The 22,063-nt window shown below is 36.9% G+C and carries 18 protein-coding genes; 2 read left to right on the top strand and 16 right to left on the bottom strand.

The genetic code is table 11. The features are described 5' to 3' along the window. Positions 1 to 532: 532 nt before the first annotated feature. From H4J66_RS13985 to H4J66_RS13915, 15 genes are all read right to left on the bottom strand, one after another. Positions 533 to 2,566 (bottom strand): response regulator, encoded by a 2,034-nt coding sequence (locus tag H4J66_RS13985; protein WP_182175624.1) that lies wholly within the window; start codon positions 2,564 to 2,566, stop codon positions 533 to 535. Between the two features lie 7 nt (positions 2,567 to 2,573). After that, positions 2,574 to 3,197, bottom strand: a complete 624-nt coding sequence (locus H4J66_RS13980) for a chemotaxis protein CheX (protein ID WP_182175623.1) — start codon at positions 3,195 to 3,197, stop codon at positions 2,574 to 2,576. Between the two features lie 8 nt (positions 3,198 to 3,205). Further along, entirely contained in the window at positions 3,206 to 3,562 is a 357-nt protein-coding gene (locus tag H4J66_RS13975) for a response regulator (RefSeq protein WP_182175622.1), read from the bottom strand. Between the two features lie 426 nt (positions 3,563 to 3,988). After that, on the bottom strand, positions 3,989 to 4,189 hold the full coding sequence (locus tag H4J66_RS13970) for an ATP-binding cassette domain-containing protein (RefSeq protein WP_182175621.1): 201 nt from the start codon (positions 4,187 to 4,189) through the stop codon (positions 3,989 to 3,991). Positions 4,190 to 4,400: 211 nt separating this feature from the next. Continuing rightward, positions 4,401 to 5,237, bottom strand: a complete 837-nt coding sequence (locus H4J66_RS13965) for a bifunctional allantoicase/(S)-ureidoglycine aminohydrolase (RefSeq protein WP_182175620.1) — start codon at positions 5,235 to 5,237, stop codon at positions 4,401 to 4,403. After that, entirely contained in the window at positions 5,230 to 7,425 is a 2,196-nt protein-coding gene (locus tag H4J66_RS13960) for a malate synthase G (RefSeq protein WP_182175619.1), read from the bottom strand. Before H4J66_RS13960 ends, H4J66_RS13965 begins: the two co-directional genes overlap by 8 nt. Before the next feature lie 781 nt (positions 7,426 to 8,206). Further along, on the bottom strand, positions 8,207 to 9,127 hold the full coding sequence (gene puuE / locus H4J66_RS13955) for an allantoinase PuuE (RefSeq protein WP_404842808.1): 921 nt from the start codon (positions 9,125 to 9,127) through the stop codon (positions 8,207 to 8,209). A 99-nt stretch (positions 9,128 to 9,226) separates the two neighbouring features. Further along, the gene (locus H4J66_RS20820) at positions 9,227 to 9,331 is read right to left on the bottom strand and encodes an ureidoglycolate lyase (RefSeq protein WP_182175618.1); all 105 of its coding nucleotides are present in this window, start codon (positions 9,329 to 9,331) and stop codon (positions 9,227 to 9,229) included. 446 nt (positions 9,332 to 9,777) lie between these two features. Further along, entirely contained in the window at positions 9,778 to 10,980 is a 1,203-nt protein-coding gene (locus H4J66_RS13945; protein ID WP_259369128.1) for a urate hydroxylase PuuD, read from the bottom strand. Positions 10,981 to 11,284: 304 nt separating this feature from the next. Further along, positions 11,285 to 11,947 (bottom strand): TetR/AcrR family transcriptional regulator, encoded by a 663-nt coding sequence (locus H4J66_RS13940; protein ID WP_182175616.1) that lies wholly within the window; start codon positions 11,945 to 11,947, stop codon positions 11,285 to 11,287. A gap of 30 nt (positions 11,948 to 11,977) precedes the next feature. Then, the gene (locus H4J66_RS13935; protein ID WP_182175615.1) at positions 11,978 to 12,679 is read right to left on the bottom strand and encodes a GntR family transcriptional regulator; all 702 of its coding nucleotides are present in this window, start codon (positions 12,677 to 12,679) and stop codon (positions 11,978 to 11,980) included. A gap of 536 nt (positions 12,680 to 13,215) precedes the next feature. Next, positions 13,216 to 15,204, bottom strand: a complete 1,989-nt coding sequence (locus H4J66_RS13930; RefSeq protein WP_182175614.1) for a TonB-dependent siderophore receptor — start codon at positions 15,202 to 15,204, stop codon at positions 13,216 to 13,218. Positions 15,205 to 15,298: 94 nt separating this feature from the next. Further along, positions 15,299 to 15,673, bottom strand: coding sequence for a hypothetical protein (locus H4J66_RS13925; protein WP_182175613.1), 375 nt, complete (start codon positions 15,671 to 15,673; stop codon positions 15,299 to 15,301). A 296-nt stretch (positions 15,674 to 15,969) separates the two neighbouring features. Beyond that, positions 15,970 to 16,500 (bottom strand): hypothetical protein, encoded by a 531-nt coding sequence (locus H4J66_RS13920; RefSeq protein WP_182175612.1) that lies wholly within the window; start codon positions 16,498 to 16,500, stop codon positions 15,970 to 15,972. Between the two features lie 322 nt (positions 16,501 to 16,822). Continuing rightward, positions 16,823 to 17,758, bottom strand: coding sequence for a LysR family transcriptional regulator (locus H4J66_RS13915; RefSeq protein WP_182175611.1), 936 nt, complete (start codon positions 17,756 to 17,758; stop codon positions 16,823 to 16,825). Between the two features lie 138 nt (positions 17,759 to 17,896). Here H4J66_RS13915 and H4J66_RS13910 point away from each other — a divergent pair, with 138 nt between their 5' ends. After that, complete coding sequence (locus tag H4J66_RS13910) at positions 17,897 to 18,922, top strand: zinc-binding alcohol dehydrogenase family protein (protein WP_182175610.1); 1,026 nt, start codon at positions 17,897 to 17,899, stop codon at positions 18,920 to 18,922. A 78-nt stretch (positions 18,923 to 19,000) separates the two neighbouring features. After that, positions 19,001 to 20,086: an L-dopachrome tautomerase-related protein gene (locus H4J66_RS13905; protein ID WP_182175609.1), complete on the top strand. Its 1,086-nt coding sequence runs from the start codon at positions 19,001 to 19,003 to the stop codon at positions 20,084 to 20,086. Positions 20,087 to 20,339: 253 nt separating this feature from the next. Here H4J66_RS13905 and H4J66_RS13900 read toward each other — a convergent pair whose 3' ends face one another. Beyond that, positions 20,340 to 21,986: an FMN-binding glutamate synthase family protein gene (locus H4J66_RS13900; RefSeq protein ID WP_182175608.1), complete on the bottom strand. Its 1,647-nt coding sequence runs from the start codon at positions 21,984 to 21,986 to the stop codon at positions 20,340 to 20,342. Positions 21,987 to 22,063 lie beyond the last annotated feature (77 nt).

Here is a 22,063-nt window from a genome sequence, read left to right as displayed (position 1 = left end):
ATACGTATTTTATCAATATTTTAAACCTGATGCGATTGCCTACTGCCAAGTTATAGGCGAGAAGCAAAATTGTCAGCTGAAGTTTAATGATGACGATAATAATAAAATTTATTTTTCAATTTAAAGGAGAATAAAATTTGCCACTTGTTATATGTTAAGTGTTGATGGCGACAACAGCACTAATAGTATAAATAATGATTGTTAACATCGCCAAAGTAACTGACAGCTCAGTCTCGACTGGAGAGCCTAAAGTTGTCTTTTTATCAAAAATCACTGCATTATGCGAAGAATTCAAGCGTCAATAATGCAAACATGAATATATGGTTTACTTCATGGTGAAGCTCTTGTAACGCTTATTAGCAACATTTAAATTTAAGGTTAATGTTGCTTTTGATAGTGCTCAGATAAAATAAGTAATGAGCGTTGATAATTAATTTTAGCGATACTTTAAAAAGTTACTATATTAAAAAAGTGGCCTGTGCTTTTATTTTTCTGTTTTACTAGTAAGAAAATCACTAGTTGATTACTAAAGTTAATTAAGCTTGTTCAACCAGTAACTAATTTTCTCTTCCAACAGTTTAGGGTTTATCGGTTTAGAAATATAATCATTCATACCCGATACAAAGCATTTTTCTTTATCACCTTTCATAGTATTTGCCGTCATTGCAATAATAGGAATAGTCGAGAAAAAGACACTATCCATATTATTTCTTATATGTTCAGTGGCTTGATAGCCATCCATTTCTGGCATTTGGCAATCCATTAGAATTAGGTCATAAGGTTCTTCTGGATCTTTCTTCTCTAAGATATCGATTGCATTTACACCATTGACTGCTATATCAATAGAATAATCAAACTTTCTTAATATACCTAGAGCAACTTGTTGGTTAATTCGGTTGTCTTCAACTAACAATATTTTTGCTTTAGCGATCTGACTTTTATTGTCTAACATATTACTTCTAAGGCTAGCCGTCTTTTTTAATGCCTGTGTCTTGTTAAGTGTAGCATCTAGGATATTAAGTAACTCATCAATGACTACAGGTTTTAATAAATAATCTGAGGATCCTGATGTTGATGACAAAGGACCTTTAACAATCTGATCCATTGAGGTTAACATCACTATTTTAAGCTTATCAAGTGACTTAATTCTTCTAATCTCAGCGTTTAGCTCACTACCTGACATACTCGGCATTTGCATATCAATAATAGCCATAGCAAAATAATGGCTATCGTATTGCTTCAATATAGCCAATGCCTTACTACCACTGTTAGCTTGAATAACTTTAGCCCCAAAAAGACTGAGTTGTTTGCTAAGCACTTCAAGATGAGTAAGATTATCATCAGTAACTAGAATGCTCATTCCATTTAAATGGGTACCTAACTGAATTTGCAATTTTTCTGTGGTAGGTTTTAATTGGATATTAAAACTAAATTCGCTACCTTGACCAAAGACACTGCTAACAGTAATACCTCCCCCCATTAATTCACATAATTGCTTTACAATAGACAAGCCTAAACCAGTACCACCATACTCTCGTGTTGTCGATACATCGACTTGAGTGAACACATCAAAAAGTATTGAACATTTATCCGCTGGTATACCGATTCCTGTATCTATGACATCGATATGTAGTTTTATATCTCCATTGTCATTTAAAACTGTCTTTGCTTTAATAACAATCTCACCCGTGGGGGTAAACTTTATTGCATTGCCAACTAAGTTAGTAATGATTTGTCTTAATCTACCAGGATCACCAATGACCATTTGATGAGCAACATCGGTGACATCAAGAATAATTTCTAATTTTTTATCTTTGTTGTTCATCGATAATGACTGAACCAAATCACCTAAATTCCTTAAAAGGTCAAATGTAATCAATTCTACTTCAAGTTTACCTGCTTCTATTTTTGAAAAATCTAGAATGTCGTTTAGAATATGAAGCAAGGTATCGGCGCTTGAATGCGCTAATCGAGTAAAATGAGCTTGTTCTTGACTTTGCTCGGTCGTTGATAATAAATTTAACATACCTAAAACACCGTTCATTGGCGTTCTAATTTCATGACTCATATTAGCCAAAAACTGTGATTTAGTCCGATTGGCTAATTCAGCTTTTAATTGTTGTTTCTTATTTTCATCGGCTAAACTTTTCAGCATCAATTCTTTTTTAACTGAACTAGACACATCTTGGATCAGAATTTCACATAAGCGTTCATTGCGGGAAGTATTGATGCTTTTAATCGATATTTGCTGCTGTATACGGTAATTGTTATCACCGACATGGCTTTTATGGAATAACGCTAAAGGTTTAGGATTAAAAGTATTAGAGAGTTTAGTGGGCAATCCTAACGTTAATGCCTCACTGCATGCATCACTTAAGCGAGAATAGTTAAAACCCTCTAGAATATCACCGATTTTACAACCAAAACCTTTATCATCGACTATTGCAGAATGATCTTTTATCCACTGATTATAAAAAACAACCTGATAGTTTTCATCAATAATGATAATACCAAGGGAAAGCTCATTAACAGAACTAAACAAAATATTTTTTGTTAAATTATTCATAGCAGAGCTAAGCTTCACTTTTGTTAGTAATGCCAAAAACAAATTTTCGCACAGATTCTTGAAAAATCTCTAACGAGGTAATATCCATAATAAAAGAAATAAAGCCTTCAATATTATCATCAGGTAAAGAGAACTTAACTTTTATATATAAAGACCAATCATTTTCGCTGCTATATACATAGACTTTATTAATATCTCCTTGTATAAACTCCGGCATTTCAATTTTTATTGAAGATTTAAGAAAGTTAATGACCGTTCCAAAACAAGCATTTAAAATAACATTGCCTATTTCTACTAAAGAATCTTGCTCAAGATCAGACAAAGCCTCGGGAGGAAACTTATTACCAAGTAAAGTACTCACTAATTGCAAACCACTTTCTTTGCTAAACATGAGTAATGCTTGGCCTTTAAAGTCACCTTCAAATCGTTGGATTACAGCACTAATTTCTGTATCACTAGCAAAATTCAATTTAGATTTAGCTACTTTGTTAGAGATGATTTCGACTTTTGGGATAGTTAAATCAACCGGTTGAGATACCATTTTATTCAGGGAATTGGCTGCTCTACCAATACCGATATTAAATATTTCGGTGAGGGCATCAATTTCAAGTGGAGATAAATTATCCTTCATATGCTTCCCTAACTATTTAAAAAATGGCTAATAAGTTCTTCGGTAATCGGCTTAGTTAAAAAAACAACACCCGCTTGCTCAGCCTGCTGTTTTATTTCATCTTGAATATTTGCGGTCAACAAAGCGCGCTTAGGAATTGAAATTAGTTTATCTAATGCAAAAATTAATTCTATACCTGTCATACTAGGCATATTATAATCAAAAATCGCAATATCAATTTTACTTTCCGCCGTTAATTGGCTCAAGCACTGCTCGCCACCTCCAGCTTCAATGATGTCGACTCCAGGTATATAAGATTTAACAATTTCTTTGAGCATCATTCGAGAAACAATACTATCGTCGACAATTAACACAACTTTACTCATTTAAATACCCAATTATTTTTAATAATCTTTCTCATAAAAGCATATAAACGAATGGGTTTATATGCAAGCTAATATATTGAAATATAATTAGTAATTTGATCAAGGTACAAAAACAAGCTGTAATCTTACAAACATCCCCTTAATGGGAGGTGTTTTTGATTAGAACTAATGAGCCTAAGGGGAACTTTAAAAGCCTATAAGTCGACGTTAAAAAGGTAGGAGGTGGTTAAATACATTTGTGTAATGCCAGCAACATAAGTGTTGGCTAAATGATAAATATTTGCGTTATCAAAGTTTATACTCGGCCTATAAACGTCAATAAAATTACCTAAGGTAAAAATGTCAATCCGTCGCAAAAATGAGTAATAACGAGTAACGTCTGTTTGTGTTTTCTTACACGTGCGAGAGTTTGATAATCACTACTTCTTAGTTCCCTAGATCTAAGCCTTTGGTTGGCTCGTATAAAATCAGCACCTTTGCTAGACGTAACAACCAATGTGCAATCTCTAATCGTTGTGCTTGGCCATCCGATAATCCTACATTTTTAGAGACTAGCAAAGTATCAATACCAAACGATAAGTTATCAATAAATGAAGTTAACTTTACTAATTGAGATACCTCAAGCATTTCTTAGTAGCTAGCATCATCTTTTGCTAGGTTTATAGGGATTTTATAAATGCTAGCAAATAAGAAGCCCTATTCCGCTTACAAGGATGCCTTTAGCAGACATATATAAACCTCTTATTAGCCAGCGGCTAAAGTAAAATATCCAACATTATTAGCACATTCGATATTTTACTAAAAAGTACGCATAGAGCGACGATAAGCACAGAAGAGATTAACTTCTCGGACGTATAAATGGCATATGTCTATTTACATCTTTATATAACAAATATCTAAATGGACCTGGGCCACCGGCATAGCAAGATTGTGGACAAAAAGCACGTAACCACATAAAGTCACCCGCCTCTACTTCAACCCACTCACCGTTTAAATGATAAACAGCTTTACCTTCTAAAACATATAATCCATGTTCCATCACATGTGTTTCGTCAAAAGGGATCACGCCGCCTGGTTCAAAAGTTACAATGTTTACATGCATATCATGGCGCATATCTGATTGCTCAGTAAATCTGGTGGTTTTCCATACACCACCGGTATTAGGCATTTCAATAGCTTCAACTTCATGGTCACTGGTTACAAAAGCTTCTGGTGCATCGATGCCTTCAACAACTTGATAAGCTTTGCGGATCCAATGGAATTTTACATTTTCTAAACTATTATTTTTAAGTGTCCATTTAGCACCAGCAGGTAAATAAGCATACCCACCTGATGTCATATAGTGGTTTGTCCCTTCGATAGTAACATCCATTTCACCTTCAACAATAAAGAGTACACCTTCAGCATTTTCATCAAGTTCTGGTTTTTCAGAGCCTCCGTTTGGTGCTACTTCTACTATATATTGAGAAAAAGTTTCTGAAAAACCACTCAATGGACGAGCCAGCACCCACATCCTCATATTATTCCAAAAGGGTAAGTAACTGATAACAATATCAGTTAACACACCTTTAGGTATAATTGCGTAAGCTTCGGTAAAAATAGCGCGATCAGAGATCAATTGTGTTTGTGGGGGTAATCCACCTTTAGGCGCATAATATGTACTTTTATTAGACATTTTCGTTTTTCCTTATTGTTTGGGCTTCATTAAATTCTTTTCTATAAGCGTGAAGTAAAGGCTCGGTATAACCATTGGGCTGTGTTTTTCCTTTAAAGACAAGATCTAATGCTGCTTGAAAAGCTAAACTACTGACAAAGTTAACAGACATTGGCTGATATAAAGGGTCATGGGCATTTTGTTGATCAACAATAACCGCCATTTTTTCTAAGGAAGATCTCACTTCAGACTCAGATAAAATACCATGGGCTAGCCAGTTACAAATGTGCTGACTAGAAATTCGTAATGTCGCTCTATCTTCCATTAAGCCAACATTGTTAATGTCGGGGACTTTTGAGGCGCCCATGCCTAAATCAACCCAACGAACTACGTAACCCAAGAGACCTTGGGTATTGTTATTAAGCTCTTTTTCTATTGCCTCTTTACCCAATTGCTCAGATTTTTTTAATAAGGGTACTGTTAATATATCATTTAAACGAGCACGAGGTCTTTGCGCAACACTATTTTGTACTTCAAATACATTCACTTGATGGTAATGTATTGCATGTAAGGTGGCCCCGGTTGGTGATGGAACCCATGCCGTATTAGCACCTGATAAAGGATGAGCAATTTTCATTTTCATCATCTCAGCCATTTCATCAGGAATAGTCCACATCCCTTTACCAATTTGTGCTTTACCGGAAAAACCGCAAGCTAAACCTATATCTACATTCCAATCTTCGTAGGCTTTAATCCAGGGTTGTGCCTTCATATCACCTTTTAACACCATGGGACCTAGTAGCATACTGGTATGTATTTCATCGCCCGTTCTATCTAAAAAACCAGTATTAATAAATACAACACGATTTTTTACGGCTCTAATACACTCTTTCAGGTTGACTGTTGTGCGACGTTCTTCATCCATTACCCCAATTTTAATGGTATATCTGACAAGACTTAAACCGTCTTCAACAGCATTAAACAGTTTGTTAGCAAAAGCCACTTCATCAGGGCCATGCATTTTAGGCTTAACAATGTAGACACTACCCTTTCTTGAGTTACGGTGAATACTATTTTTTTGTAAATCGTGTAAGGCTATTAAGGTGCTTATCATGGCGTCCATGATACCCTCTTGAATTTCGAAGCCCTCTTGATCGAGTATTGCAGTACTGGTCATTAAGTGACCAACATTTCGACAGAATAATAAACTGCGTCCTGGCAAATTTAAGTTACCACCGTTAAGATCCTGATAAATTTTATCAGCTTGTAATACTCGCTGGGTTATTTTACCTGCTTTATCAATAGTTTCACTTAAGTCACCTTTCATTAGCCCTAACCAATTACGATAAACATGAATTTTTTCTTTGGCGTCTACTGCAACTACCGAATCTTCAAAATCTTGTATTGTGGTTAATGCTGATTCTAAAGTAATATCTTTTATATTTGCAGCGTCTGTTTTACCAATAGCTGAGCTTGCATCTATTTCTATCGCCACACGTAAATTATGATGGTTAAGTAAAATGGAGCTGAGCTTATTCTTATCCCCCTGAAAGCCAATAAATTGTTCAGTATTTTTTAATAGTGAGGTTTGACCATCAATTAAAGTGACTAAAAGCTTTTTATTGTCAATAATATAAGCACATGACTGATGATGTGAGCCGTTGACTAGTGGAAAGTGATCATCTAAAAATTGACGGCCGTAAGCGACTACTTTTGCTGCTCTAATAGGATTATGCGTTGCTTTTTTCTCAGCGCCATCTTCACCACTAATGACATTAGTTCCATAAAGGGCATCGTATAAACTTCCCCAGCGCGCATTAGCGGCATTTAATGCAAATCTAGCGTTGGCGGCCGGAACAACAAGTTGTGGTCCAGCTTGTGAGCTGACTTCATTATCTACGTTGTTTGTGGTGATAAGAAAGTCATCACCTTCAGGGCTCAAATAGTCTATATCAAAAAGAAAATTTTTATATTCCTCAATATCAAAATTATCTTGATGCGCGAGATTCCAATCATCAAGTTGTTCCTGTAATTGAGTGCGTTTTACTAATAAGGCTCTGTTTTCAGGGCCTAATTGATGAGTTATTGTTGATAAGGACTTCCAAAAAACATCAGCAGAAATGTTTAAGCCGAGTAAAACCTCGTCTTCTATGAATTTTACTAAATCAATATCGACTTTTAGCAAGTTTTTCTGTTGATATATTGTCATTTACTTAACCACTTATTCCTTAATCATACGTTGATTGTTATGTTAATTATGTGTTGAGGTCTTCGCTGATAATTGTCTTTATCTAAAGCTGCAATGTTGATGAATGTAAACAAATTCACAACATCTGTCAACAAAGGCAGTTAATTGTAAACGTAATTGTTGACAATTAACATTTAAGTCAAATCTATTAAGGTCAAACAATATTTATGCTTAATGAAATACCTTAATAATCACGTGTAATTTACCAAAAAGTTGACCTATAATGCGAGTAACGCACATAAAAAACATAATAATCATACGCTTACTGGTTTAATGACTAATACTGACGGTCACAAACAGACGAGTTATTACTTGACGACACCAAGATTGAAGTTGGAAAGTACGTTATCATGCTCCATGTGGCAGACTACTTTTCAAATAAAAGGGCTAACAAGATAAACCACCATTGTTAAATCGTATTCCAACTCATCTTGGCATTTTGACGCTAACGCAAATTATTATGTACCGTTAGTGCGAGTATGTTGGCGAGTTATTTTATGGGAGCAGACATTTTTGGTGCGTTAACTATGCCTTTTTTAGCGGTTAGAAAAACAGATCATCGTGGTTTTATTGCTAGTGTAACCTTTGTTTCAACTTACTTCTTTTGAGGGGGGCATTGTAATATTTTTACCCTATGCTCAATCTGTTAACAACAACACCAGTCAAACCTCTTAAATTGAGGCTCTTGGTGTTGTTGCTGTATAATTAGCTTTAGCTATTTACTACTTACTCTGCTTACTACTTATTCTGCTTTATGGTTTGCTAACCAGTGCTCTGCAATATCTTGCCTTCTACACACCCAGACATCATTATATTTTCCAATATAATCTAGGAACTTAACCAAACTTGCAAAACGACCTGGTCGGCCAATAATGCGGCAATGCAAACCAATAGACATCATTTTTGGCGCATCAGCTCCTTCAGCATACAAGGTATCAAAAGTATCTTTTAAGTAACAATAAAACTGTTCACCTGAATTAAAACCTTGCGGACTCGCAAAACGCATATCATTGGCATCTAAACTATAAGGGACAATTAAATGTGGCTTTTTTTTACCTTTGACATAATAAGGTAAATCATCAGCATAACTATCAGCATCATATAAAAAAGAGCCCTCCTCCATAACCAACTGTCGAGTATTTTCACTCATGCGGCCAAGATACCAACCTTTAGGTTTTTGTCCTGTCATTTCCTCGTGGATAGCTATCGCTTTTTTTAAATGTTCACGCTCGGTTTCAATGGGTACATTTTGATAATCTATCCACCTGTATCCATGACTGGCAATTTCCCAATCTGCTTTTAACATCGCTTCAACCGCTTCAGGATTACGTTGCATCGCCATCGCGACACCAAAAACAGTTACAGGTAAGCCCCGCTGAGAGAATAAGCGATGTAATCGCCAAAAACCTGCGCGGCTGCCATATTCATAAAAAGACTCCATGTTCATATGCCGTTCGTTAACAAACGGTTGTGCGCCAATGATTTCTGATAGAAAAGTTTCCGAGGCATTATCACCATGTAAAATGCAATTCTCGGCTCCTTCTTCATAGTTGATCACAAATTGCACCGCCACTTTTGCCTTATTCGGCCAAGTAACGTTAGGTGCATGCTCTCCGTATCCTTTCATATCTCGAGGGTAATTATTCATATCTATTTTACTCATACTAATGTCAACTCAATAGTTTCGTTTTCTAAAGTAAGTTCATCACAATGTTTGCCAGCACCGACCCTGTCAAAGCCAATAAAAAATCGGTCTTTTTTCTTATATTAAGGGCATATGCCAAATTACTGCATGAAAATTAAAGCCTTGTTGTCCATGGGTTACAAAAACCTGTAAATTTGCACTAGAAACAGAATCACCTGCCATTTTTAATATCTTTGAAGTGAACTTGTTAGAGGTAATATCAGCTTGAACAAGGGTGTAAGCTCTTTAATTGCATCGTTATGATCAGTTTTAAAGAGGTGATAGCGAGGACCAAACTCGAGATCTGTACACAGGTTCAATTAACATCACTGGCAAGGGTTACATCGGCACAACAATAGCTATCACCCCAAGTAAAGCCTGTTGAATTTGCAATAGTGAACGTTACTTCATTGCCATCAGGGCTTGGTTTATCATGTCCTGTGTCCTATAAACTTGCTACTTTAATTGTACTAAAAGTAGCAGCTTGTGTTGTAGCAACACTCAAACCAAACAATAGAAACGAGGTAGTACTAATAACTGTGGTTATCATGTTCATTTATCTTCTCAGTTTTTGTTTTGTTGTAACTTTTTATTCCGTGATTATTTAGTTGTATAAAGTAAAGGTTACATTACTCTTTTGTTGTTTGACGTTGTTGGTACCACAGTGCAATTAACTTCCGCTCTGAGTCAGTAATTTTGGTTAAGTTACCTATAGGCATAGCTTTAAGGACTACGGTTTGTTGATAAATTTGGGTGGCTTGCGCTTTAATTTGTTCAGGTGTGTCATAAATAAAGCCTTTAGGCGCAGCGGCAAAACCAGCTTGAGTGGGTTTGTCTGCATGACAAGATGAACAACGCTGTTGAATAATGGCTTGAACTTGAGAGAATTCTACTGGTGATACTGTTGAATCAGTGTTCGTGACGATTGACTTAGGCGCCATAGCCCAGATAACGACCACCATAATAACTACAGCAGTAACTAACGCTCCTGTTAGTGGTTTTCCTGGCGTGTGACGCGAAACAAAAAACACCCGTATTAAAGCACCAGCCATAGAAATACCCATTAATATTAACCAGTTATATTCATGGTTATAAGTCATGGCATAGTGATTACTTATCATCACAAAGACAACAGGTAAGGTAAAATAAGTGTTATGAACAGAACGCTGTTTACCTGCTATTCCGGGGGCGGCGTCAACTTTCTCGCCTGCTATAAGCCTTTCGACCATTTTCTTTTGGCCAGGAATAATAACAAAGAATACGCTAGCGGCCATAATAGTACCTAACATGGCACCAAAGGTCATAAAAGCGCCACGACCACTAAATATGTGTGTTAATGCATAAGCGGCGGCAGAGACAAGTGCAAAAATTACAACACCTAAAACTAAATCATTTTTAGCTAAAGCAGATTTACATAAGAAGTCGTAAATAAGGTATCCACCAAACATAAAGCCTAAGCTAATTGCAATGGCTGTGCTTTGCGATATATCAGCAACACTTGTATCAATAAGGTAAATATCAGCGCCATACCAGTAGACAATAGCCATTAAAAAGAAACCACTGATCCACGTTGTATATGCTTCCCATTTAGACCAATGAAGATTATCGTCTAAAGGCTGGTTTTTGGGACCCAACATGTATTTTTGCGAATGATAAAAACCACCACCGTGTACCGCCCATAACTCACCAAAAACACCATTTTTGGTATCTGCAGGATTTTTAGGTGTATATAATGAATTATCTAGCATAACAAAATAAAATGATGCGCCAATCCAAGCTATGCCGGTAATTATATGAAAACTTCGCACTAAAAAATTTAATACATCAAACAAATACGCTTCCAAATTTCTGACCCTTTTAAAGAATTTATATTGCATTTATAGCGCGGCTTAATTTGCCAACTTAACTATAGCTTAAGGCTTGTGTTGTGTAATTTACATTCATTACTAAACATCAACTTAGCATATAAAACAAAAACAAAATTGTCAACAATCTTGTTTACAATTAGTTATCAGTACAGACAAGTGTTTTTACCCATAAACTAAAGCCAAAAAATTTAAATAACTTTATGTTTCTGAATAATATAGGTGATTTTTCTAAAGGAAAGGATTGAAATTATAAAAGTTATATCTATTGTTAGCACTTCTCAACAAGCTGCATACCACAACCTTTTAAAATGATATGTTTTATTGTTCTTTTAGCATCATCAAAGTCGCTATTGGTCAATGGCCTATCCAAAGCAGCTTCAATCTCAACTGAAAAGTTCGCATAATGTTGAGTAGCCCCCCAAATAGTAAACAACAAATGATAAGCTGATATTTGCTCATCTAACTTACCTTGCGCTTGCCATGATTGAATGATGTTAGCTTTGTCAGTGATCCACTGTTTAAAATCTGTTTTCAAATATTGACTTAAATAAGGCGCGCCATGCAGTAACTCACTAGCAAAAATAATTGAAGGAGTAGGATTAGTTCTTGAATACTCTATTTTCGCATCTATGTAGCTTGCAATTGCTTTTGCTGGGTCATCATTGGGATTTATATCAGCAAAAGCTTGATTCCATAAATTGATAATATTAGTTAACACCGCACCATAAAGCGCGAGTTTATTCGTGAAATAATAATGAATGTTACTTCTGGGTAACATTGCCGTTTTCGCAATACGCGCAATGGACGCACCATTAAAGCCATATTTCTTAAATTCTTGTTCAGCAGCTTTTATTATTTTATTTTTGTTTAATAGCCTAGCTTTTTGTTGTGTATTGACTAAATCATCATCAGTAATTTTTATTGTTGCCATATTTTAACCAAATATCTCACCGTTAACGCATTAACGTTTTTTAAATATATCAACTAAATCGCTAGTAAATTCTTTTTCATCTAAATTTAAACGCGTCTCAATACTATGAATATGTTGATACATAAGTGCTGTAGCTTTTTCAACCTGACCTTTTTCCATTACGTCGATAAGCTCGAAGTGTTCAAAATGCGAGCATTTTGGCGCATCAGGGTTTTCATACAGTACAATCACTAAAGAGGTTTGCGGTATTAAGGTTGTCAGAATGCGTTCAAGCGTGGTGTTTTTTGATATCTTCGCCAGCATTAAATGAAAGTCGCCACCGAGTTGAATACCTTCAACCATATGTTCACGTTCGATATTATTTTCTTCTGATTTAACTATTTTTTTCAATAAGTCGAAGTCACTATGCGTTGCATGCTTAATGACATCTTTAACAATCTCTACTTCAATTAATTTTCGAGCTTCAAGAATATCTTTACCTTGTTTAACGGTCGGACTTGCGATAAATGCCCCTTTGTTCGGTTGAATTTCAATAATATGGTCTTGAGAAAGTCGCAGTAAAGCACTACGAATCGTTGTACGACCCACATTGAATATTTTTGATAAATTTTCTTCAGTCAGCCGAGTACCTGGGCGTAAACGAAACGATAATATTGCATCAAAAATTTCTTGGTATATTTCTTTATCGCTAATTTTTTTAATTTTTTCGTCAGACTTCAACTTAACTTTCATCACAATCCTAAATACAAATTGACCACTTGGTACTAATCCTCTTAGATTATAGTATATAGAGTTTTATGTTAACTAGTCATTCAACTTCATTACAATCAATAACTTTATCGCTTATTTAAATAAATAGCGCCTAACTGGCGCTGAATATCAAAAAGACAGTCTCATATTAAGTAATCAAAACTTAAACTAAAGATCCCTAAATAGTTAATCTTCATTATGAGCATTTTTTTTGATAAGTTAATAGAGTAACCTGTTAACGCTAACTAATGCCACATTATAGACTAGAGGTTTTATATTCTTGATCTCAGCTGTGGCTGAGTGAGACTGACAAACTTAGCACCCTAATCCCTATTTAGGGTTTAGGGTGACGATGAGAACTAAACGCTAGCCACTAGAAGCCCTTAATAGCACATTTAAGATCACCAAAGCACCCGTTCTTCGAATCAGGGGATAGCTAAAACTGCCGGTATCCCCTCTAAAAACACTTAATACAATATGGTCAGTCCAACAAATCGTTATACTAATATAGTATAATTTTAACCGCCAAATTTAAAACGTAAACCAGCATTAACGGTAAAACCATCGTTTCTTGACCAAATGTTGGTTGTCCATCGACCGCTAGGTGCTTGTTCGGGTAATACTAAAGAGTCATCCTTTGTTTGTCGCACATTTAACAAGTTTTCAGCATTAACAAAAAAACTGACTTGTCCGATGGTAATTTGACCCAGCAGCCCTAAGTGCCAATAAGGGCTGCTTCGCTCTCGATATGGGTTGTTTTCAAGTTGTTGTGCACCCGTATAGTAAGCTTCAAATCCTACCATATGACTACCATGTTCTTCCCACATTACAACAAGACCAGCCGAATGTTTAGGGGTTAACGCTAAGGGTACTCGGCCAAATTGCGGATCTTTTTCTTTAGTGGCGTCTATGTATAGATAGCTACCGGTAAATTTAATATCTTGCCAGCGATAGCGTAGTAATAATTCAGCACCGTTAATGTTACTTTCGCCAGCAGCATTGACGATAAGAACTTGCTTTCTTGAAGCATCATCACTATTAATCACGGCTAACTCAGTAACGTTATCAATATCAGACGCAAATAATGTCAGGCTAGTTTCTACACTGCCCAGCACATAGCTAAAATCTATAGATGCGGTAGATGCTCGCTCCTCATCAATACTTTCTAGCGGCGCAAGACGAGATAAACCGGCTTCATCAATATCCTCAATAAAAGGACTTGGTGCGAAAAAACCTTGCCCATATGCCCCTCTAACCGACCAGCTTTCTTGGCCGTATAATAATGAAATTCGCGGGCTTACTTGCGTGCCGTATTCATTATGCCAATCAGCACGTGCACTAAGCGACATAGAAATATCATCACTGACTTCATAATCTAGTTGCGAAAATAGTCCCGGCACTTGATAGGAATAATTAAATTCAGAAAAGGTATCAGATTCGAACTTTTCAGACTGTAGCGCTAAGCCAACTAACCATGCCGCTTTATCCGAATACCCTGACAAACTCGACTCAATCAGGCTGCTTGTATGGCTGTCATCATCTTGAACAGGACCAAATTGATGCTCGTGGTCTTGTTTCATTGCCGAGCCACGGACATTAATAGTCATCACCTGCCCCAATGGGCGGTCATATATGAAGCCAACATCAGTTCTAAGCGTACCCTGTATTTGAGGAAAACTATTACCATCAGGTAAAGTAACGTCACCTAAAGTACCACCATCCCTTTGTTCTTTCATTGCACCCAAGGTAACGTAAAGGTTTGCACCATTATCTTGCTGCCAATAGAAACGAGGTCGGACACTATGCCTTTCGTAGCCAGCCAAATCAATCCAGCCATCGTTATCTAAGTCTTGCTCTTCTTGATGATGAACTCCAGCAGTAATCGATGCACTTAAAGCGCTAGTTAAAGGAGCGGCAAAGTATAAAGTGATATCTTGACCATTTTTAGACGTAGCATTAAGTAACACTTCGCCCTCATAAACATCTGAAGGTGTGCGTGAAATTAGATTGATCACCCCTCCAAGTGCTGAGCCACCATAAAGTGAAGAAGCAGACCCTTTAATTATTTCAACATTTGCAAGGTCTGTAGGTGGAATTTGCAACAGGCCAATTGAAGCGGTTTGACCACCGTACAAGGGTAAACCGTCACTTAAGAGCTGTGTGTAACGACCATACATTCCTTGCAGTCGAATGTTAGAACTTCCTAGCGCAGGCGAGGTGGTTTGCACTCTAACGCCACCCGTTTCAGCCACTAACATAGAGATATTCCCTGGACGCATTAGCGCTTTTTCTTGTATTTCTTCCCCATTAATAATTTCGGTTCGTGTTGCCGATTCAGTAACGATACGACCTAAACGAGAAGCGCTTACTTGAATTTTTTCAATTCTGTTATCGTTATGTTCATGGTGTTCTTTGTTGTGTTCATCTTCATTGTTATTTTCATTCGCGTAAGAAAACGCAGGAATTAACAGCATGGCTACTGCCGTTTTTAATGATATTTTAAACATTTTTACCTCAGGTATTACTTAATAATAATTCAGCACAAGGGCACTAATTAACTTGAAAAGTGATGAGTTGTACAATCTTTGTTATTCTAAGTTTTTATGAGGTAAAAATAGGAGGCCGATAGAGCAAAGGATAAATAGATTTAAGCTGCTCAAATTGTTGCATATAAAAAGCTTCAGCTAAGATAGTTATTTTAGCTGAGTGAACGACAGTATTAAAATATACAGTTGATGAACATGCATTGACAATACAAGTACAATTAACATCGCAACATTCGATACCACAGCAGTCTTCTGGGTTAGCTTTACTAACTGTACTTAAACCGTAATGTTTTACTTGTTTGCTGGTATCAAAAGAAAGAGCGTTTTCTGAAGTTTCACAAGACATAGCAGTATTAAAGCTTATTGCTTGCCCAACGAAGGCAACAAGCATCATTGCTATAATAAACATTCTTAACACTGCTTTAAACATAAAAACCCTTAAAAACCATACACAGAGTATTATAAGAGTTTATTCATGATATGTGAACAATCATAGGCAACTTCGTGCGAGTTACCTATTAAGTCGGTACTATAAACTGTTTAAGCAATTATTAAGTATAATGCCTAGTTTGTCAGATAAGCAGACAAACTAGCATTAGCCTTTTTATGATAAACGACATCTATGGTAGCCTTGCTGGCAGTTATTGGTGGGCTTTGGTTAGGTGAAACATCTATTCTCTGCCTGTTGATATCTACCTTTGAGAGCGGTTTTAATAAACGTTGATTTTAATTACCCGTATTATTTTGTACTGACAAATTAAACGTTTTTACATCACAGTTACTGAGGGCATCACAACCTCTTATAATAAACCTTAAGCTTGATAGGTCATTATCTTGAAAAGACTCGCTTCCTACAGATTTGTTTCCAAAAGAGCAAGATAAGCTGTTGTCATCAATTACACATTGAACTTCACCTGTTGCGTTTGGGCAGAGTGAGAAAGAAGCGCTACCACATTTAAGCCCGGCTATTTTATTATCGTCAGAATATACGTCGCCGTTAATCGATAAGTATAAATCTATTCTGTAGGCTGCAGAAGTCGGTGATACCCACTGAACTTCAAAGCGAATACCTTCTATAACAGTAACCTGCTCTCCTTCATAATAATCTCTTGAATCAAAGCGAATATTCTGTAAGGTGAAGCCTTCTTCAACCGGTGGCAATATATTAATCTCTGGTGCTTTTTTATCAGCACCGCCGCCACAAGCGCTAAGCACGATTAAAGTAGTGGTTAATATAGTTAATAAAAGATGTTTCATCGATGTCCTTTTTATTACGTTAAATGTATTCCATACTTAACAGCTCATTAGTCAAAGAAGACATTAAGCTTTTCAGTTCATTACGTCAATAACAGGCATTAAAGTCATGTTAATATAATTGAGTGACGGATGACGTTATTGCCAATCATAAGAAATTATTTTTAGCTAAAAATCTCTCCAGCAAACTTATAACTGCCGTTGGTATTTCACCTATTTATACACAACAATACTACATTGTCGTCACTAGCCTCTAAAGCATTTAGGATTACCATCAAACTTAAAACCAATAAAATCGCTCATTTAAATCACATAAAATGCTCAATTAGTAGACATCCGCTTGAGCTAAAATACCTTTGTTTATAAGTTGAGTAAGAACATAGTTACACTTTATTTTTAAGTGTTCTCTAAGCAGGCGAACTGCCGGAGTAATGGTCTGTCTACTTGGGCAAATAATCCATAATTCTGTTGGCTTAGGGACAAAGCCAGTTAATAGTGTCACAAGTTGGTTACTCAGCAAGTCATATGACATATCTAAACTAGATTTTACAGCTATTCCTTTACCACCTAAACACCAACGCCTGACTAGGTCAGCATCGTTTGAAACGCGATTACTTTTCATTTTGACTTTAATAAACTCACTTTTATAAGAGAATTCCCATACATCATGAACAATGTCATGTAACTTATATAGAAGACCGTTATGCGTGGTCAAATCATTAGGATGCTTGGGTATACCATTCGCTTTTAGGTACTGAGGTGTTGCACAAATAACTCGTGGTACATTACAGATTTTAAAACCGTAAAGGTTGGCATCATTTGGTGAACCATAGCGCAAGGCAATATCAACGGGATCCCTATAGAAATCAATATTACTATCACTGACATGTAATTTAACACTGATCCCCGTGTGCTCTTCCATAAATTCATCAAGCCAAGGTAATACTAAATTCCGACCTAAATCTGAGGGGATAGAAATCCTTAATTCACCATCAATAATGTCTAAATCATCTTTAACATTTTGCTTAGCTACGTCAAGCATTTGCAATGCTTGCTGACAATTTGGAATATACCTTTCACCTGCAACAGAGAGCCTTAAGCTTCGAGTCGTTCGTATAAACAGATCAACGCCAAGCGCACGTTCAACCCTTTTTATTGCTGCACTAGCTGTTGCTGTATGCATATCTAAACTCTCTGCCGCTGCAGTAATACTGCGAAATTCGGCAACTTTTAAGATAATATTAAGATCTTCTAATAGCATAATTGTCAAAAATAATTTGATAAAGAATCTATCATTATGCTGTTTCTATTTGAGCGATCAAGTCATATCATTATAATCACCATAACAATTAACGTTAACTCCCCGTAATTAATAATTATAAAGCTTTGGAGAAAAACCATGAAAGCAGTTGGCTACATACAATCATTACCGATCAGTAATCCTAAATCATTAATAGACATCGAACTATCGCAACCTACAGCTTCAGGACATGACTTATTAGTACAGGTTATGTCTATCGCTGTTAACCCTGTAGATTACAAAATCCGTCAAAATGTTGCAGCAGAGAACGATGAATACAAAGTACTTGGTTGGGACGCTGTTGGTGAAGTCGTGGCCATAGGTGAGTCAGTGAGTCACTTTAAACCTGGGGATAAAGTCTTTTATGCCGGAGATTTAAATCGCCAAGGAAGTAACGCCGAATATCAATTAGTTGATGAGCGCATCGTCGGTCATAAGCCAAAAAGTTTATCAGATGGCGAAGCCGCTGCATTACCATTAACCGCGATTACTGCTTGGGAATTATTGTTTGAACGCTTATTAATCAAACAACAACATCCTGAGATAAAGAAAAAATCAAACGATATAATTTTAATTGTTGGCGCGGCGGGAGGTGTCGGTTCGATTTTAGTTCAGTTAGCAAGTGCACTAACAGGCGCAACTGTCATTGCTACGGCGTCACGTGATAGTTCTGCAAAATGGGTAAAAAAACTGGGGGCAGATTATGTTATCGATCACTCCAAATCACTAGTAGCACAAATTGAACAATTAGCTATAGGGCAAGTAACACACGTTGCTAGTTTAACGCATACTGACTCCTATTTAGATAGCTTTGTTGAACTGTTAGCTCCAATGGGAAAGATAGCCTTAATTGACGATCCTAAGTCGCTTGATATCAGTAAACTTAAATTTAAAAGTTTGTCACTGCACTGGGAGTTTATGTTTACACGTTCAATGTTCAAAACAACAGATATCGATGAGCAACATCGCTTACTTAACAAAATTGCAGACTTGATTGACCAAGGATATATCCAAACTACGGTCGGTAAAAACTTAGGAACCATTAACGCTAAAAACCTAAGAGCGGCCCATAAAATACTTGAATCAGGACAATCGATTGGAAAAATTGTCTTAGAAGGTTTTTAAAAAGCAGTCCTGCAAATATAAGAGACTCATCTAAGACGATTAAGTATAATTATTAACAACTTAATAATAGGTATAAAAATGAAAAAATTACTTTCAGTAATAGCTTATAGCATAGCATTACTCACTACAGTGACTACCTTAGCCAATAACAGCGACCTTCACACAGTCGCTACATTCGATGCACAACATCCACCGGGTAACATTGCTATTACGCCATCGGGAAGAAAGTTTTTGTCGATACATGGATTTTATGGACAGAAGCAAAAGATCATGGAGCTTATGCCAGACGGCACCACAAAACCTTATCCTAATGAAGAATGGGCATATAATTATAATAATGGTAAAGGTTTTTATGGTGTTCTGGGGATTAATGTATCCGCCGAGGGTGTGTTATGGATGCTAGATACGTCAGGTCCTGATCATGCGGGGCGATTAGTGGGTTGGGATACTAAAAGTGAGCAGCTTGATAAAATTATTTATTTAGCAAAGCCAACGATTACAGATACGTCGTTTCTAAACGACTTAGCCGTTGATAACAAAAATGGCTATATCTATATTGCTGACACGGCACAAGGTAGTCAAGCCGCAATTATTGCTGTAAACCTTAAAACGGGTGCCGCACGAAGAATACTGCAAGACAGCCATTATACTCGTGCTGAAAACATCGATATAGTTATTGAAGGTCGCACAATGAAAATTGGTGGGCAAGCTGCGCGTTTGGGTGTAAACCCAATTACCCTTGAGCCAAATGAAGACTGGTTATACTTTGGCTCTATGTCGGGCACATCGGTATATCGTGTTGCCACGAGCGCAATTATAAATGAAAGTCTGTCAAGTAAAGAGCTCGAGGGAAAAGTACAACGCTACGGTACTAAGCCTATTTCTGATGGTATTATTGTCGATGGTGGCGGTAATATATATGTCACCGATATTACTAACGGCGCTATTGGTGTGGTTAAACCTAGTGGTGATTACCAAGTGTTATTTAAAGATGAACGTCTTGTCTGGCCTGATGGTTTTAGTTACGGAGACGATGATAAAATTTACCTTACCGTTAATAAACTTCACCGCTCGCCAATACTCAACAACGGTAAAGATGACAGCCAAGGGCAATATAGCGTGCTTTCTTTTAAGCCACTTGTTAAAGGTAAAGTAGGTCGTTAGTGCCCCGCTACCCTTTTCCTTGACTTATCAACACTAAAAAGTCTTTTTGCCGCTTTTAACTATTAAAAGTATGAGGGTAATTATCAATACGAACGTCTATTTTATTAATGAAAAAGACGTTCTATTCTAATATCGTGGCCCATAATATGAACCACGATATTGGAGTTTTAGTGGTCAATATTCATTGATAATTAAACGGTTCTCAACCTCAGAGATAACAATCAAAGAGTATTGCGCAACGCTCAGGTAATCATTAAAAAATTTGCTTAACGGCTAATTCAGGTGGTACCAAAGGCGCGATATCATTAACATAAAAAGTATCGCTAGAGGCTTGATTCCACCAGGTTAACCACATCCCAGTAATATTTTCTTGCCTGAACTGACTATCAGTCAGTTCAGGTACTGTGTGGGTATTAGATTCTAACATGCCGTTTGGTGTTCTACGTTTTATCATGTTGTAAGTTAACTGCGAGACATCATCTAATCCCATGCTTCCCAATAATTCAAAGAAGCTATTTAGGGTGTGATGATGAAATGAGGTTACACGTTTACCTTTTACTTCTATATCGATGGCTTTAGAGCGATTCTTATCTTGTGTGGCGACCCCCGTTGGGCACATATTGGTGTCACATTGCCTAGATTGGATACAGCCTAATGACATCATAAATGTTCGGGCCGCGTTGACAATATCAGCACCGAAGGCAACCTTGTTAAGCATGTCAAAACCAGAAGCTGTTTTACCGGCTGAAATCACCCGTATCTGTTTACGTAGTCCTAATCCGACAAGTGCCTGATGAACAAAATAGGTTCCTTCCAAGCAGGTCATACCCAGTCTGTTACTAAATTCCACGGGTGCAGCACCTGTGCCCCCTTCTGCGCCATCAACCGTAATAAAATCAAGGTAGATGTTACTTTCCAACATGGCTTTGCCAAGACATAAAAATTCAGCCGGGTTACCAACACAAATTTTGATACCAATGGGCTTGCCACCACTTAACTCTCTAAGCTGGCTAACAAATGACAGTAATTCAAATGGGCTATTGCATTCAGGGTTAATCGCCGGAGAGACACAATCTTCTTCTTTACTGACACCTCTGATTTGCGCGATTTCATCTGTTATCTTAGCTTTAGGAAGTACGCCACCATGACCAGGTTTAGCGCCCTGCGACAACTTTATTTCAATCATTTTTACTTGTGCTAATTGAGCTGTTTTAGCAAACATCTCAGGATTGAATCGGCCATCTTCATTTCGACAGCCAAAAAGCCCCGTACCTATTTGCCAAACCAAGTCTCCACCATGTTTTAAATGATAAGGGCTAACACCACCTTCGCCAGTATTATGATAAAAGCCACCTGCACCTGCGCCTAGATTCATCGCTTCAATAGCTTCTGCACTTAATGAGCCATAACTCATTGCTGATATATTTAATCTTGACGCTTTATAGGGTTTTGAACATTGTCGCCCACCGACGGTAACATGCTTAGATTCATCCTTTATTGTTTTTGGTGCTAGCGAGTGCCATATACTTTGATAGTTAGTTTGCATTAAGTCTCGTTGAGTGCCAAAGGGAATGGTGTCTGTCACCGACTTTGCACGTCGATAAACCAGATCTCTTTGTTCGCGATTAAAAGGCATTTCTTCGGTGTTATTGGCAATAAAATACTGTTGAACTTCTGTTCGTATTGATTCAAAGAAGTAACGAAAGTAAGCAATAACCGGATACAGTCTATTTAAGGTATGTTTACTTAGGGTAAGATCATATGCACCTACTATTGAATAGGTCAGGGTAAAAAACACCAAAAAACCAGGGAACCAGCCAGCAATAGTATAAAGTAAGATAAAGCTACTGATGTTACCTAGGGTTAAAACTTGCCAGTAAAATTTTTGAGCTGAAGTCATTTTTAAATATCCTACTATATTTCTAATCTGCTTATTTAACCCCATTGATCAATGGGATAATATTTTTTTTGGTGCAT

Origin of the sequence: Colwellia sp. MB3u-55, from assembly GCF_014076785.1 — a bacterium.
In the GTDB taxonomy this organism is placed as follows: Bacteria; Pseudomonadota; Gammaproteobacteria; order Enterobacterales; family Alteromonadaceae; genus Colwellia_A.
This window is presented reverse-complemented; position numbering and strand designations above follow the sequence as displayed.

Coding starts and splice junctions, on each gene's coding strand:
- H4J66_RS13985 (WP_182175624.1), bottom strand. CDS start 2,566: ATGAATAATTTAACAAAAAATATTTTGTTTAGTTCTGTTAATGAGCTT.
- H4J66_RS13980 (WP_182175623.1), bottom strand. CDS start 3,197: ATGAAGGATAATTTATCTCCACTTGAAATTGATGCCCTCACCGAAATA.
- H4J66_RS13975 (WP_182175622.1), bottom strand. CDS start 3,562: ATGAGTAAAGTTGTGTTAATTGTCGACGATAGTATTGTTTCTCGAATG.
- H4J66_RS13970 (WP_182175621.1), bottom strand. CDS start 4,189: ATGCTTGAGGTATCTCAATTAGTAAAGTTAACTTCATTTATTGATAAC.
- H4J66_RS13965 (WP_182175620.1), bottom strand. CDS start 5,237: ATGTCTAATAAAAGTACATATTATGCGCCTAAAGGTGGATTACCCCCA.
- H4J66_RS13960 (WP_182175619.1), bottom strand. CDS start 7,425: ATGACAATATATCAACAGAAAAACTTGCTAAAAGTCGATATTGATTTA.
- puuE (WP_404842808.1), bottom strand. CDS start 9,127: ATGAGTAAAATAGATATGAATAATTACCCTCGAGATATGAAAGGATAC.
- H4J66_RS20820 (WP_182175618.1), bottom strand. CDS start 9,331: ATGGCAGGTGATTCTGTTTCTAGTGCAAATTTACAGGTTTTTGTAACC.
- H4J66_RS13940 (WP_182175616.1), bottom strand. CDS start 11,947: ATGGCAACAATAAAAATTACTGATGATGATTTAGTCAATACACAACAA.
- H4J66_RS13935 (WP_182175615.1), bottom strand. CDS start 12,679: ATGAAAGTTAAGTTGAAGTCTGACGAAAAAATTAAAAAAATTAGCGAT.
- H4J66_RS13930 (WP_182175614.1), bottom strand. CDS start 15,204: ATGTTTAAAATATCATTAAAAACGGCAGTAGCCATGCTGTTAATTCCT.
- H4J66_RS13925 (WP_182175613.1), bottom strand. CDS start 15,673: ATGTTTAAAGCAGTGTTAAGAATGTTTATTATAGCAATGATGCTTGTT.
- H4J66_RS13920 (WP_182175612.1), bottom strand. CDS start 16,500: ATGAAACATCTTTTATTAACTATATTAACCACTACTTTAATCGTGCTT.
- H4J66_RS13915 (WP_182175611.1), bottom strand. CDS start 17,758: ATGCTATTAGAAGATCTTAATATTATCTTAAAAGTTGCCGAATTTCGC.
- H4J66_RS13910 (WP_182175610.1), top strand. CDS start 17,897: ATGAAAGCAGTTGGCTACATACAATCATTACCGATCAGTAATCCTAAA.
- H4J66_RS13905 (WP_182175609.1), top strand. CDS start 19,001: ATGAAAAAATTACTTTCAGTAATAGCTTATAGCATAGCATTACTCACT.
- H4J66_RS13900 (WP_182175608.1), bottom strand. CDS start 21,986: ATGACTTCAGCTCAAAAATTTTACTGGCAAGTTTTAACCCTAGGTAAC.